This window comes from Pontibacter sp. BAB1700 (assembly GCF_000277005.1).
GTDB lineage: Bacteria > Bacteroidota > Bacteroidia > Cytophagales > Hymenobacteraceae > Pontibacter > Pontibacter lucknowensis.
In genome coordinates this window covers 1-14,460 of the sequence record NZ_AKIS01000111.1, presented here as the reverse complement: position 1 = coordinate 14,460, position 14,460 = coordinate 1, and the positions used below count along the sequence as shown (strand labels likewise).

General features: G+C 49.3%; 11 protein-coding genes and 2 pseudogenes. All 13 read left to right on the top strand.

Annotated elements, in window-relative coordinates; genetic code table 11:
* Positions 1-49: 49 nt before the first annotated feature.
* Positions 50-1,428, top strand: a pseudogene (locus tag O71_RS13400) (sigma-54-dependent transcriptional regulator).
* A 43-nt stretch (positions 1,429-1,471) separates the two neighbouring features.
* Complete coding sequence (locus O71_RS13395) at positions 1,472-2,728, top strand: PAS domain-containing sensor histidine kinase (protein WP_007657647.1); 1,257 nt, start codon at positions 1,472-1,474, stop codon at positions 2,726-2,728.
* 172 nt (positions 2,729-2,900) lie between these two features.
* Positions 2,901-3,113 (top strand): hypothetical protein, encoded by a 213-nt coding sequence (locus O71_RS13390; RefSeq protein WP_007657645.1) that lies wholly within the window; start codon positions 2,901-2,903, stop codon positions 3,111-3,113.
* Between the two features lie 496 nt (positions 3,114-3,609).
* A complete protein-coding gene (locus O71_RS13385) occupies positions 3,610-4,383 on the top strand; it encodes a polysaccharide biosynthesis/export family protein (protein WP_007657643.1) in 774 nt (257 codons plus the stop codon).
* Positions 4,384-4,392: 9 nt separating this feature from the next.
* On the top strand, positions 4,393-5,199 hold the full coding sequence (locus O71_RS13380) for a Wzz/FepE/Etk N-terminal domain-containing protein (RefSeq protein ID WP_007657641.1): 807 nt from the start codon (positions 4,393-4,395) through the stop codon (positions 5,197-5,199).
* A complete protein-coding gene (locus O71_RS13375; RefSeq protein WP_007657638.1) occupies positions 5,199-6,764 on the top strand; it encodes a polysaccharide biosynthesis tyrosine autokinase in 1,566 nt (521 codons plus the stop codon). The genes O71_RS13380 and O71_RS13375 overlap by 1 nt, the downstream gene beginning before the upstream one ends.
* Before the next feature lie 103 nt (positions 6,765-6,867).
* Positions 6,868-8,402, top strand: a pseudogene (locus O71_RS13365) (lipopolysaccharide biosynthesis protein).
* Between the two features lie 84 nt (positions 8,403-8,486).
* On the top strand, positions 8,487-9,704 hold the full coding sequence (locus O71_RS13360; RefSeq protein ID WP_007657636.1) for a glycosyltransferase family 4 protein: 1,218 nt from the start codon (positions 8,487-8,489) through the stop codon (positions 9,702-9,704).
* Between the two features lie 29 nt (positions 9,705-9,733).
* Positions 9,734-10,690, top strand: a complete 957-nt coding sequence (locus O71_RS13355; RefSeq protein ID WP_007657634.1) for an O-antigen ligase family protein — start codon at positions 9,734-9,736, stop codon at positions 10,688-10,690.
* Entirely contained in the window at positions 10,683-11,033 is a 351-nt protein-coding gene (locus O71_RS13350; RefSeq protein ID WP_007657630.1) for a hypothetical protein, read from the top strand. The genes O71_RS13355 and O71_RS13350 overlap by 8 nt, the downstream gene beginning before the upstream one ends.
* 64 nt (positions 11,034-11,097) lie before the next feature.
* On the top strand, positions 11,098-12,033 hold the full coding sequence (locus O71_RS13345) for a hypothetical protein (protein ID WP_007657628.1): 936 nt from the start codon (positions 11,098-11,100) through the stop codon (positions 12,031-12,033).
* Positions 12,034-12,146: 113 nt separating this feature from the next.
* A complete protein-coding gene (locus tag O71_RS13340; RefSeq protein WP_040574275.1) occupies positions 12,147-12,986 on the top strand; it encodes a glycosyltransferase family 2 protein in 840 nt (279 codons plus the stop codon).
* An 89-nt stretch (positions 12,987-13,075) separates the two neighbouring features.
* Positions 13,076-14,281 (top strand): hypothetical protein, encoded by a 1,206-nt coding sequence (locus O71_RS13335; protein WP_007657624.1) that lies wholly within the window; start codon positions 13,076-13,078, stop codon positions 14,279-14,281.
* The last annotated feature ends 179 nt before the right edge of the window (positions 14,282-14,460 follow it).

Genomic DNA, 14,460 nt, shown 5'->3' with positions numbered 1-14,460 from the left:
TTATACCTGAAAAAATTATCTTTATACCTGATTTAGCAGCTCCAGTTCCATGATCCTGATAATAGATGACGATGTAGCGGTTCGTGCCTCTTTGAGCATATTGCTCAAGCAGCACGGCTTTAAAACACAAGAGGCCGCTTCCCCGAGCGAGGCGCTCGCAATAGCGCAGCAGCATCCCTTGCAGCTCGTGATCATGGACATGAACTTCTCCATCGAAACCACAGGTCATGATGGGCTACAGTTGCTGGGAACATTCAAGCAACGAATGCCGCAGCTACCTGTTATACTGATCACGGGCTGGGGCTCCATTAGTCTGGCGGTGGAGGGTATGCGTCTGGGTGCGGCCGATTTCATTACCAAGCCCTGGAGTAACGATTACCTGGTGCAGGCGGTGCGCACAGCCCTGAGTCTGTCGCAGCAGGCACCCGTAAAAGACGAAGCCCTAACCCGCAAAAAACTGGACCAGCGATATGACTTCAAAAACATCGTAGGCCAGGACCCGCAGCTGCTGCAGATCCTGAAGCGGATCGGGCAGATCGCGCCAACCGATGCCTCCGTGCTGATCGAGGGCGAGAGCGGTACGGGCAAGGAACTAATAGCGGAGGCCGTGCATCGCAACAGCCTCCGCAAGTCCCAACCTTCGTGAAGGTAAACCTCGGCGGCATCTCAGCCAGTCTGTTTGAGAGTGAGATGTTCGGCCATAAGCGCGGTGCCTTCACCGATGCCAAAGCCGACCGGGTAGGTCGTTTCGAGATGGCCAACAAGGGCACCATCTTCCTCGACGAAATCGGTGAGCTGGACATGAACAGCCAGGTAAAACTGCTGCGCGTGCTCCAGGACCGCACCTACGAAGTGCTCGGCGACAGTCGCTCACGCAAACTCGACATTCGGGTAGTGTGTGCCACCAACCGCAACCTGGAGCAAATGGTGGAGGAAGGCAAATTCCGCGAAGACCTGTTCTACCGCATCAACCTGATCAAGGTACGTATACCTGCCCTGCGTGAGCGCCCGGATGATATCCCGCTGCTGGTACAGTTTTTCGTGGAGAACATGAAAAAGACCTATCACCGGCCTGAACTGGAGATAAGCCCAAAAGCGCTGCATTGGTTAAAGGAGCTCTCTTTCCCGGGCAACATTCGGGAATTGAAAAATCTGGTGGAGCGCACTGTGCTGGTAGCCGAAGATGACGTATTGAGCGCCGATGACTTCCAGGCGCAGGCGCAGCAGGGGCCTGTGAAGGCTGGCGACAAAGCCCTGCCGGCTGTGGGTACCATGACGCTGGACGAGATCGAAGCCTCGATGATCCGGAAGTCGATGGCCTATTACCACAACAATGTGAGCAAAGTAGCGCGTGCACTGGGCCTGAGCAGGGCCGCCCTCTACCGTCGCCTCGAAAAGTTTGGCATCCCCTATGAATCTCAGGACTAAGTTCATCCTTTTTGCGGTTGCAGTACACTGCCTTCTAGCTGCTATGGCTTATTTCCTGCTGCAGGAGAACAAGCTGCTGTTTATAGGTATGGAAGTGCTGGTGTTGATCTCCGTGGTGATAACGGTGAACCTGTACTTTGCCTTCTTTAAACCGCTTAACCTGATCCGGGCAGGTATAGAGTCCATCCGTGACAAGGACTTTTCTACCAAATTTGTGCGGGTAGGGCAGCCGGAGTTGGATGAACTGGTAGACGTGTACAACCGCATGATCGAGCAGCTGCGGCAGGAACGGGTGGCGCAGGCAGAAAAAAGCTTCCTGCTCGAGAAAATCATCCGAGCCTCTCCTGCCGGCATCATCCTCCTTGACTTTGATGACCGCATCGAAAGCATCAACCCCGCCGCCGAGCGTTACCTGAGTCTGGCTGGCCACACATTGCAGGGCAGCGCATTGGAGGCACTGCCCAATACCTGGGCACGTGAACTGACACAGGTACAAGCCGGCCAGCCCTATACTTTCCGCCTCAATGGCATTCGCACGTTCAGGGCGCACCGGGCCTACTTTATCGACCGCGGCTTTAAGCGTGCCTTCATTATGTTGGAGGAACTAACTGAAGCTATTATCAAAAATGAACGACAGGCTTATGAAAAAGTGATCCGGATGATGTCGCATGAAGTAAACAACTCGACCGGCGCTATCAACTCGATCCTGGACTCGGTGCAGTACTATACCCCACAGATAGACGAGGAACACCGCGAAGATTTTACTTACGCCCTGCAGGTTGCCATCGACCGTAATACCAACCTAAGCAGGTTCATGGCCAACTTTGCAGACGTCGTACGCCTCCCCGCTCCTTCTAAAAAGCCAGTGCAGGTACAGGTGCTACTCAAGCGGCTCGAACGGCTGATGCTTCCCCAACTGGAGCAGCGACGGATCGCCCTGTCTTTACAGCTTCCCGCTGCCCCCCTTTGCATATCTATGGACGAGCAGCAAATAGAACAGGCCCTGCTCAACATCCTCAAAAATGCCATGGAGGCCGTGAAGTCAGAAGGAAACATCTGGGTGGAGCTGCAGCAGGAACCGCCCTGCCTGATAATCACCGACGATGGCGAAGGTATACCTGATCACGTCCGCCCCATGCTGTTCACGCCTTTCTTCAGCACGAAAGAAACCGGGCAGGGCATCGGCCTGACCATGATTCGGGAGATTTTGCTGAGCCACGGCTTCCAGTTTTCGCTCGAATCAAATGAAGATAAGCTCACCTCTTTCAGGATACGCTTCGCCACGGATGGAGCCAAATAGAACTAATCCAGCAAAAAGCGTCGAAACACTATGTTTATTTTGAATCATTTTAATAATCATCTAAATTTTATTCTGAATGTAACCCCATTCACTAAATTTCCGTAGCCACCCGCATACAACCTATGTTATAATCCACTATATTAGTTCTATAGTTTGTTTATTTACTCAAAAGATGGAATACAATATAGTAGTAGCCCCTAACCTCGAAACACTGGCAACAGAGGTTGCCGTATTATTTCCGCAAGGCTGGAAGCTGAAAGGTGGAATCATTGAGCATGCCGAAGGATTTTCGCAGCAGCTGATACGCAAAACATCTGATAAGCTGAAACATCGCCAGATGCCTGAGCCCCGCGCTAAACAGCGCCGTACCAAATGGATTGAATAGTCAAGCATACTATATACCCTTTATATATGTATCGAAACCACCTTTTCTATACCTTGTGTATAGGAAAGGTGGTTTTGTTTTGTGCCCCCTCTGTCTGCAAGTAACACCGGTTACCTACTACCTTGTCTCCCTGTTCATTTACTCTCTCTAATTCACCCCCTCCTATACATTAATTGCACTTTACTTATAATATAGTTATATTAATTTAACGCTCTAATTTCATTACTGCTTTTCTCCAATTTTAATTCACAAACTTTTTGCATTACACAAAATATTAATTGTCAGCTACTTAAAACACAACACAAGTAATAACTACATTAAAATCACATAATATTTTCTAAAATCAGAATCTTTTTGCGGCTCCTATAGTATATATGGCTGATACAATTTTTTGGGTATGCATACTGCCATTCTTAAGCAGTATGTAGTCCCGGAGTGCTGTAAATGAGCAGCCTCTACACAATCTTCACCATATACAACACCCTAACCAAAACAAATGAGACGAGTCGTATACTTTCTACTCCTACTGATAAGCGCCTCTTCGTGCCTGAGCAAAAAGGAGCTCGTATACATGCAAAATGAGAACCTGAAAGAAACAGCGGCAACCTCTATGCAAACCAGCTACAAGCCTTACCAGCTGCAGCCTGCCGATGTGCTTTCTATTAAGGTGCAGAGTTTAGAACCTGAAATATCCAATATATACAACATCGTGCCCCCCTCAAGCGCCTTCGGTTTTGCTGATCCGGGCACTATGTTTCTGAGCGGCTACTCCGTGGACGATGAAGGTAACGTGAATCTTCCTAATGTGGGCAAAGTGAAAGTGTCAGGGCTTACCCTGCAGCAAACCCAGGAGCTGATTCAACGCAACGTAGACCGCTACATCACCAACGCTACCGTAGTAGTGAAGCTCATCAACTTCAGAGTAAGTGTGCTGGGCGAAGTAAACCGTCCGGGCCAATACTTCGTGTACAACGAGCGGGCAACCCTCTTCGACGCGCTCGGCATGGCGGGTGACCTGACACGCGGTGCTGCCCGCGAGAATGTGAAGCTGGTGCGTCAGACCCCTGGTGGATCTGAAGTAGTACTGCTTGACCTTAAAGACCCGAATATCGTACAATCTAGATACTACTTTATGCAGCCCAATGATGTGCTGTATGTAGAGCCGTCCGTTGCGCAGGTTAAACGCGACAACCTGGTGTCGCTTAACGTGGTCACCATTGCCCTGGGGGTTATTTCTACGGCGGCAGTTATCCTGAATTATTTTAAGTAAGAATCCTCCATGAAACGAAAAAATAAAGAGCACGAAATAGATCTGCGTAGCTGGCTTTTCAAGTTCCGAACCAGATGGTATCTGTTTTTGGCTTTTGTACTGGTGGCGATGGCAGGGGCTTATGTTTATGTTAAAAGCTCTACCCGCATCTATGCTTTTAAGTCAACACTCCTGCTGGGAGATCAGCATACCGGTTCTAAGAAAGCACAGGAACTGCTGAACCTGCTGGATGTACAGAACAAAGGAATCAAAGTAGAAGATGAAATCGGCATTCTGACCTCATCCGACATGATTCGCAGTACCCTCAAGCAGCTCGACTTCTCGGTGTCGTACTATAAAGTGCCTGGCCACTGGCTCAATACGGGGCTAGACCTTATTAAAGAGGAGCAGTACGAAAACGCTCCATTCGTGGTACGCCTTGATACCAGCTCACTCCAACTCGTGGACATTCCGCTGGAGGTGCGTGTGCTGAACGACAAAGAGTACGAACTGACTGTAAAGGCTGAAACTCCTCCACTGTATGATTTCAGAAAGCATACCGTTGAGCAGATCATTACTGAGGTAGATTATACTAAAGTGCTGGAGTTCGGCAAGCCTTACAAAGACAAATACCTGAGCTTTACGATTGAGCGAGCCAATCCTGATGACAAGATTGACGCTAAAAAGCACTATTTCGTGCTCAACAGCATGGAAAGCCAGGTAGCCCAGTATGCCAGCACATTGCATGTCAAGCCAATTGAGCGTGAGGCACGTGTTCTGGAGTTGAGCACCAAGGCACTATCCCACAAAAGGAGCTTCTCTTCCTCAATACGCTGATGGAAACCTACGTGAAGCGTGACCTGGACGAGAAAAACATGAATGGCCAGAAAACACTGGAATTCATTGATAGCCAGATCGCAACCCTGACTGACTCGCTGCGTCAGAGCAAGCAGGCGCTTTCTACTTTCCGCTCTACCAACCGCATCGCCAACATCGACATGCAGTCGAACATCAGCTATGAAAAAATGGCGCAGCTGGAGATGGAAAGGTCCAAGCTGACCACTGAGAAACAGTACTACGTGACGGTGCTCGACCAGATAGAAGACGACGAAAGCTTTACACAGGCTGTGTCGCCGGCCGTGGCAGGTATACAGAACCCTAACCTGGCCAACCTGTTCAACGAGCTCTCGCGCCTGAACCAGCAGAAAGCCTCCTATAGTGTGAGTGCCACTGCCGAAAACCCACGTATCCGGGTGATCGAAAGCGAGATCAAAAGTACACGCAATGCCATCATTGCGAACATCCGCAACCTGGTGCGCTCTACAGACATCTCCATTGCAAACGTAGACAAGCGCATCAACCAGCTGGAGTCCAGCATTGCAAAAGTGCCTGAGAATGAGCGCCGCCTGATGGAACTGCAGAGCCAGGCTGACTTTGTGAATAAGAAGTATGACTTCCTGCTCGAAAAACGCGCCGAAGCGGCTATTGCATTGGCTACGAACACCACTGACAAGAAAGTAGTCGACAAGGCCGCCATGTGGGGAGCCGGGCCGGTGAACGTGAAGCCGAAGATGATCTTTATGCTGGCCTTCATACTGGGCCTGATCATCCCTGCCGCCCTCATCGTGCTGCTCGACAATGTAGACAATACCATACAGGGTAAGAACGACCTGAACAATGTGACCAACATTCCGTTCCTGGGTGTTATCGCGCATGGCACCAAGGCTGACAAGCTGGCCGTGAAAAACAATCCACGCTCTGCCATTGCCGAGTCGTTCAGGTCCATCCGTATTAACCTGCAGTACCTGATGTCCGAAACCGACTTCAAGATAGTAGGCGTGACATCATCGGTGTCAGGCGAGGGCAAGACCTTTACCTCTGTCAACCTGAGCAGTGAAATGGCCATGGCAGGCAAACGCACCATCCTGATCGAATCGGATATGCGCAAGCCTACTTTTAGCAAGTACTTCAACACGCACAACGCAGCTGGTCTTTCCTCATACCTGAGCCAGGGACTGCCGCTGGAAGAAGTGATTCAGAAAACCGATATTGAGAACCTGGATATTATCTCCTGCGGTCCTATACCTGACAATGCCATCAAGCTGCTGGAGCACAAGCGTATGGCCGAGCTGATCGCCAAGCTGAAGGAACAGTACGAATATGTGGTGATCGATACGCCACCAATCGGATTTGTGGCTGAGTACTTTATCCTGATGAAGCACATGGACGTAAACCTGTATGTAGTGAAGCACAAGTACACCAGCAAGGACATGCTCACACAGGTGAACGAGCTGTACGCAGCCCGAAAGCTGAAGAACATCTACATGGTGATCAATGACCTGGACTACAACAACACCTACGAGTACGGATACAAGAAAAAAGGCAGCTACTATTACGTATAGCGCCTAAGCAATACTTACATGTGCGCTTGATCTTAGAGGTGCTGTGGGATGCAGATTCCTGCAGCACCTTTTTTGAGAAAGACACGATTACCTGAACCTATACATGAGTAAAAATTTAGCTTCGAAGGCGGTTAGTGGGTTGAAGTGGAGCTCGGCTGGCACCATTGCCAATGCCGTGATGCAGATTGGCTATACCTCGGCTATGGCTCGCTTACTCGCTCCCGAGGCCTTTGGTCTGGTCGCCCTTTCAGCTGTTATCCTGCGCTTTGGCTACTATTTTGCCAATCTGGGCCTGAACCAGGCTATCATCCAAAAAGAAGAACTGACCACTGAGAACATCCGGGCAGCGTTCACCTCCTCCGCCTGCTGGGTGCTGTATTTACGGTGCTGGCCTGGGCGCTTGCACCTTATGCCACCCTGATCTTCGACATGCCGGAAGTGGTGCCCATTGTGCGTGTCATGGCGCTGGCTTTTGTTGTCGGGGGCGTGTCGGCCACAGCAACCAGCTTACTGCAGCGCAACATGCGATTCAAGGCACTGAGCATCGTGGAAACGGGTTCTTACGTGGTGTCGTACCTGGGAGTAGGCATCCTGCTGGCGTGGCTGGATTTTGGGGTATGGAGCCTTGTGTATGCCTCGTTGGTACAGCAGGCACTGGTGGCACTGGGAGCGTACGTCATGGCGCGTCACAATGTACTGCCGGTCGTGCGGTGGGAGGCTTACAGAGCCCTGCTCGCCTACGGCAGCAAAATGTCTGTCATCAGTTTTTTTGAGTTTATCTACACTGAACTGGCCACACTTCTGATAGGCCGCGTATTTGGTGCCTACCGACTGGGTATCTACAACCGGGCTTTTATGCTCGTCAACCTGCCCATGTACAACCTGACACGCACTGTATCCCGTGTTGTCTTTCCCTCGTTCAGCAAGCTGCAATCCGAAACCGACAAACTGGCCAAGGTATACCTCTCCAGCACCACCCTGCTGGCGACCCTGATCATACCGGTTTGTCTGGGTATAATGATTGCGGCACCTGAGATCGTGTACGTGGTGCTGGGCGACCAGTGGGGCGAAGCTATTCCTGTACTGCAGGTGCTGAGTCTGGCTATTCCGCTTAGCTTCATCACCATGTTTGCCGGCATTGTGTGCGATGCCAAGGCTGTGCTTAACTGGAAGATTGTGATCACGATAACCCTGATCATTGTGATCAGTGGCTTATTCTTTCTACTGAAAGACTATGGCCTGGTAGGCTTCGGCTTTGCGCTGCTGATCAGCGAGCTCATCCGGATCGGCATGTACCAAACCCTGATGAAGAAAATACTGTACCTCTCATACTGGAAGCAGCTGCGGGTATACCTGCCAGGCTTACTGAATGGCGCTGTCGTAGCTGTAGTTGTATACCTGATGAGCACCTTGCTGCGTGGCATGGAGCTGCCGCACCTGGTGATCCTGCTGGCACAGATGATCACGGGTGCCTTTGTATTTCTTGCTATGATACTGCTCTTCCCGCACAGTGCACTCAAGGAACAGCTGCATATGATCTTTTCCAAGCTGGGCGTACAGGACAATCCAACCTCCTACTATGGAAGAATGCTGATGCGATATAGAAAGAGTTTGGTAAAAGAAACTGAGCATGTATAAACAAGGTATAAATGAAAGATGTGTCGACGGTTAGCCAGCCTTGTCAGACCTAATGCACACTAAATAACCTTAGGACAAAACCAAATGACTATAGGAGTAGCCGGACCCGTTAATTTGCAAATACTTAACTGGGACCTTAAAATTAAAAACTTACCTCAGACCAATGCGTTTCCTCTAACTTCGCATTTCATCAATGCATTGCTGAAAAGAGGCTTTAAAGTAATTGCCTATACCAACTCAACCGAGATTGCGGAGCCAATGGTGTTGGAGAGCGGCAACCTCAAGGTTTGCATTAGCCGCCAGAAACCGCAGCCTGGCCGTCGCCTCTTTCTTTTTGAGGTAGAGGATCTTCGTAAGATGATGGTAGCTCATCCGGCTGAATTTATCAGTGCATTCTGGAGCTATGAATATGCCTGGGCAGCCTTAAAAACAGGAAAGCCAACTGCCATCAGTTTTCACGACGTTGCGTTTCAGATTCTGCTTAACATTCCGGATATGTTCCGCGTGGTGCGCTGGTTAATCAACTCCATTGTAGTCTCGAAGGCGAAGCATCTTATTGCCAACTCATCCTATACCTATAACCAATTGGCAAGGCGCACACAGAAAAAAACGCGCATTATCGACAACTTCTACACAAGCGAACTGGAGGAGAGCATCCCTGAGCCGCTGATCAAGGGTAACTACATCACTACAGCTGTGCAGGGCTTTACACACCGCAAAAATGTGCAGAATGCCCTCCATGCCTTTGCTCAGGTGCGGGCCAGACATCCCGAACTGGCGTATCATTTAATAGGAGTAGACATGGAGGAAGGCGGCCTGGCGCAGCAGTATGCCCAAGCCAATGGACTGACTGAAGGCGTGCGCTTTTTAGGCCCGCTGCCTTTCGATGAAGTGTACCAGCAAATAGTGCATGCGCGTGTGCTGCTTCACCCCGCCCGGGAAGAGTCGTTTGGGATGGTGCCTCTGGAGGCCATGGTGGGGGGCACGCCTGTAATAGGCGGCAGCAAAAGCGGTTTTATACCTGATCTGCTCGACCACGGTAAGGCTGGCCTGCTCTGCAATGTGGAGTCGCCCGACGACATAGCTGCTGCGCTGCTGCGACTGCTGGAGGACGAGCAACTGACTGCGGAAATGACGGAGAAAGGCCGTGCCTTTGCCCGTGCCAGCTTTTCTGAGGACGTGATCATAGACAAGCACCTGGCTTACTACAGCGAAATAGTGGGCAGACCCATTCAGCCTGACAACACACAGTACGAACCTGAAGATGCTTTACACCGTAACACCATACACACTGCCAAATAGCTGCAGTAGATGTTGGATTGCCCGCTACAATGAAAATTAACTACAGCTTTCTCTTTATTATCCCCATAGCCCTGATCCTGCTCATGGACAATATGTTCACGGAGCTGGCCTTTCCGAACAACCTGGAGGCACAGGGAAACATGCTGAACATGCTGATGAAAGGTATGGCGGCCTTATCGTTTGGCTACAGCGCTGTGTACTTCATGCGCATGTCGCCTGTAATGCGGGTAGCCTTTGGACTTACCACGCTGTATGTGTTCGCGATGGTGTTTGAGTCGTACTACTTCTATGGCACACCGATGGTTTACCCGCACGTATTCCAAAAGCTGTTCCTGTTTTACTTTATTTTCTTTGTCTATACCTTTTACAAAGGCAATTTTTACCTCAAGTTTTCGCACCTGGTTTGGTTCATCCTGGGTGGTTTTTGGCTCAGTGTGATTGTGGTGCACCCCGATAAACTGAGTCTTGGTGCCTTTACTTCGCATGAGCGCGGAGTATACGCCTCCTCGGTTTACATGCTTGTCATTCCGTTTATGTATTTCCTGAGCAAGTACATTTTCGAGGGCAAGCTTTTCAGCTTGTTCATGGCTTTCTTTATCCTGGTGTCTATCGTGTTCTTCCAGCACCGTACCGTCTGGATCTCGACAGCTATCATATTGATCGTTTACTATTTGCTTATCCGGTTCAAGTCAGGTCTTTCTATCAACTTCGTGGCCAAGTTCATGCCCATAGGCATTGTGATGCTCATCGCAGGTATAGCGAGCAGCGCCTTTCTATTCTCCACCAACCCCGAGATCATCACCAAAATAGAGGAGAGTTTCTCCGACATCGAAAATTTCGACTCGCAGGGTACGGGTGGCTGGCGTTATATACAATGGATGTCATACCTGCCCTTTATCCAGGATAACTGGCTGATAGGCATGCGCTTCGAGGGTTTTGAGCTGCCATCCAGTTCTGGCGTGACGACACCAACGAGCCGTGTTTGACGACGGTCAGGGACACCACTTCCATAGCTTTTATGTAGATGTACTGTTCTACACAGGTTTTGTGGGATTGGCGATCTACTCGATCATGCCCATTTACGCTATTGTGAAAGGCTTGCGTTCCAAAGCGATGACCGTGCACCAGATCATACTGGTAGCTTTTATCAGTACAGGTTTCGTATATGGTTTCTCTTACGTGCTGCCCGTGTTCTACTATGCCATACTAGGCTGGACGATTGTGTACATGGAAGAAGACGGCGTTGAGCGAACGACCTACCTGCGCGACTTCGGCTCCCGCTGGAAGGCAAAAGCAATCGGACAGTACCGCAAACTAACAGCTGCCTGAGCATAACAACTTCTGAGAGCAATTTCAGTATACAGTTCCAAACATATTGTTATACCTTAATATTATGAGTAATTCTATTCCGAACACCCCCTTGCACACACCTGTGCTGTTGATTATATTTAATAGAGCTCATACCACACAACAAGTATTCGACCGTATCCGACAGGTAAAACCCGCGCGACTGTATGTAGCCGCTGACGGCCCGCGACCTGGCGTGGAGACAGATATAGAGAAGTGCGCCGAAACCCGACGCATTGTAGAGCAGGTAGACTGGGACTGCGAAGTGAAAACGCTGTTTCAGGAGAAAAACCTGAAGTGTGGTGTAGCTCCGGCTACGGCAATAAGCTGGTTCTTCGAGCACGAAGAATCGGGCATAATTCTCGAAGATGATTGTGTGCCTTCTAAAAGCTTTTTCTGGTTCTGCCAGGAGCTTCTCGAAAAGTACAAGCACGACACGCGCATCATGCACATCAGCGGCAACAACTACCTGAATGGCTGGCGCAAGGACAATGACTACTCCTATTACTTCTCAAACAAAGTGAATGCCTGGGGCTGGGCTACCTGGCGCAGAGCATGGCAGCTATTCGATTTTAACCTGAAAGCATACCCGGAGCTCAAAGAGAAAGGCTATCTGAAAGGGCTTTTCCTGAATAAATTTGAGGAGACCTACCGCCTGAGCAAACTGGAGGAGGCATTTGCCAGCATTCCGAACGGAGACATCTGGGACTATCAGTGGGAGTTTACCGTTTACAGCAACTCAGGACTCTGTATTGTGCCAGAAGTCAATCTGGTCCGCAATATTGGATTCGGTGAAGATGCTACGCACACGTTTAATACACACGATAACAAGGCACAGATCAAAGAGAATGAGATCTCTTTCCCGCTGCGCCACCCTCGCTTTGTCGTGCGCGATATCGAGTCAGACACCAAAAACTTTAACCATTTGATCAAGGGCAAGGTAAGCTCCAAGCTAAAGAGCCTGCTAAGCTTTAATTTGTAAAAAAACTACTATTCCATAAGCTGATATTTTCGTAGACGGTACTGTCTGCAAGGTTTCGTTGCAAATTTGGCAACAGCAGCCGTACCCATACCTAAGCTTTATACCTGAATAATATGATAAGCATTGTTATACCTGTTTTTAACAGAAAAGAATACACAAGGGACTGTCTCCAGTCATTGAGAAAGCAAACTGATCAGCGTTTTAAAGTCATAATTGTAGACGATGGCTCAACAGACGGCACTGAAGATATGCTTCGGGAAGAGTTTCCCGAAGTGGAAGTGCTTAAAGGTAGCGGCAACTTGTTCTGGACGGCTGGCGTGAACATGGGCATCCGGCATGCGCTGAAGCAAGATGCCCAACTCATCATGACCATGAACAATGATGTGATTACGGATGAGCGCCTGCTGGAAAAAATGTATTACTGGCACGAGCAAAAACCTGCCGCGCTACTGGGGGCACTCGAACTGGACGCCAATACTAAACAGCCCATTTTCGGAGGGGAACGGCTTAACTGGCTACTGAACACCATCGACGAAGTGCTCCCAACGCTATCAGCGGAAGAGCAGAAAGGCCTGCACCCAGTTACGCACCTGCCTGGCAGAGGCCTGCTTATCCCTCGGGCAGTATTTGAGAAGATAGGGCTCTTCGACCAGGACCGCTTCCCGCATTATATAGCCGATTACGACTATACCCATACTGCCAGAAGAGCCGGATTTGAACTGTATGTAAACTATGATGCAAGACTGCTCACGTATCCGGAAGAAAGCGGGGAGCGACAGATCAGAAGCGAGAAGAGCTTTAAAAATTACTACAAGCACCTGTTTGACTTGAAGGGTGGCGGTAACCTGCGTGACTTTACCAGGTTCACACTCAAGAATTGCCCTACGCCTTATATCCCATTTCACCTGGCGAATGGCTACACGCGCAGACTCTTTGGTTATTTTTTAAAGTAACACCTCTTGATTTCTAAACTATTGATTTGAAGCTAGATTCACCATACATTAAAATACTAAGCATTGCTATTCCCCTGTTGGTAGTAGCAATGCTTTTTACTTACTATTATACCCAGGGGCACCTTCCCGGAGCCAAAAGGAGCGCCAAAGCTACAACGGTTGGCTATGACAACCCGATCGTGATCAGTAAAGGAGGCACCTACTCCGGCAATTGGGAATCAAGAAACTCTGAGGTGGCTGCTGTGGAAATCAGGACATCCGAGCCAGTCATCATTGAGAATTCAAGTATAAGAGGTGCCGGCTACCTGATTAAAAGCTGGGGGCACGCAGCCAATATTACTGTCAGACATACCAAAGGCTATGGCCTCACCCCCACCCCGTGGATTATATATGAGAAGCCACGGCGTTTTCTGATCGTCAACGATTTCAAACATGTGGTGGTAGAGAACTGCTACATGGAGAATACAGCCGGCATTTACATAGGCGACGCCTACAAGGGCGACAGCAGCCCAAAAAACACCATTAAGATTCGCTTTAACAAAGCCAGGAACATCGATGGACGTATTTATGATGGCTGGTACCGGTCACAATTTGTGCAGTTCAATTTCCGCAACTCAATACAGTATGCCGAAATCGCCTGGAACGAGGTGATCAACGAGCCGGACAAGTCGCTTGTGGAAGACAACATCAATCTTTCGAATTCACGAGGCACGCCGGCATCACCTATCCGCATCCACAACAACTACATCCAGGGAGCCTATCCTTACCCAGCTAACAGCAAAGACTATTCAGGTGGTGGCATCATTGCTGATTCCTGGTACGAAGACGGCATGGGCGATCCCAAGGAGGTAGCTACCGCCTATGTGAAAATACACGACAACCAAACGGTAAACCTGGGCAACTATAACTACGCTATCGCCGGCGGCAATAACATAGAGATCTATGACAACCGTGCTGTTAACGCCGCCCGATTCGAGAACGGCGAAAAATTCAGGATGTGGACCCAAGGGCTCTATGGGTACGACTTTTACAAAAAGAATTCGACCTTCAACAACACTTTCCGCAACAACGTGATCGGAATCATGGGACAGGATGGTAGAAACGACAACCATTATTTTCCGGATGGGACAGTCCAGGAGCGCAACAATACATTCATTGAAGGTGAGATAACAAAAGAAAGCGAACGCGCAGAGTATCAGCTCTGGAAAACGAAGCTAGAGAGGAACGACATCTTCCTTGGCCCTCGTATAACAATGCCTACCTCAGTATCGGGCAAATCTGTAAGTTCTCAGTAACTGAGTTACTAACCTGGCTTAACTATAAATCCTTCGTCTGACGTTTTGCACTGGCTCCTCTAATTTAAGACTCCAAGTTTTGTCCTCAGGCGCCCGATCCAAAGTTATAACATCTATAAAAAACCTAACAGCAAAACCCACATTATTAAATATATTATATTTTATATATTACGCATTTT

What these genes read in the sequence shown, in the direction of transcription:
- O71_RS13340 (WP_040574275.1), top strand. Translation starts at nt 12,147, where the DNA reads ATGATAAGCATTGTTATACCTGTTTTTAACAGAAAAGAATACACAAGG.
- O71_RS13380 (WP_007657641.1), top strand. Translation starts at nt 4,393, where the DNA reads ATGAAACGAAAAAATAAAGAGCACGAAATAGATCTGCGTAGCTGGCTT.
- O71_RS13385 (WP_007657643.1), top strand. Translation starts at nt 3,610, where the DNA reads ATGAGACGAGTCGTATACTTTCTACTCCTACTGATAAGCGCCTCTTCG.
- O71_RS13390 (WP_007657645.1), top strand. Translation starts at nt 2,901, where the DNA reads ATGGAATACAATATAGTAGTAGCCCCTAACCTCGAAACACTGGCAACA.
- O71_RS13355 (WP_007657634.1), top strand. Translation starts at nt 9,734, where the DNA reads ATGAAAATTAACTACAGCTTTCTCTTTATTATCCCCATAGCCCTGATC.
- O71_RS13360 (WP_007657636.1), top strand. Translation starts at nt 8,487, where the DNA reads ATGACTATAGGAGTAGCCGGACCCGTTAATTTGCAAATACTTAACTGG.
- O71_RS13375 (WP_007657638.1), top strand. Translation starts at nt 5,199, where the DNA reads ATGGAAACCTACGTGAAGCGTGACCTGGACGAGAAAAACATGAATGGC.
- O71_RS13335 (WP_007657624.1), top strand. Translation starts at nt 13,076, where the DNA reads ATGCTTTTTACTTACTATTATACCCAGGGGCACCTTCCCGGAGCCAAA.
- O71_RS13345 (WP_007657628.1), top strand. Translation starts at nt 11,098, where the DNA reads ATGAGTAATTCTATTCCGAACACCCCCTTGCACACACCTGTGCTGTTG.
- O71_RS13395 (WP_007657647.1), top strand. Translation starts at nt 1,472, where the DNA reads ATGGCTTATTTCCTGCTGCAGGAGAACAAGCTGCTGTTTATAGGTATG.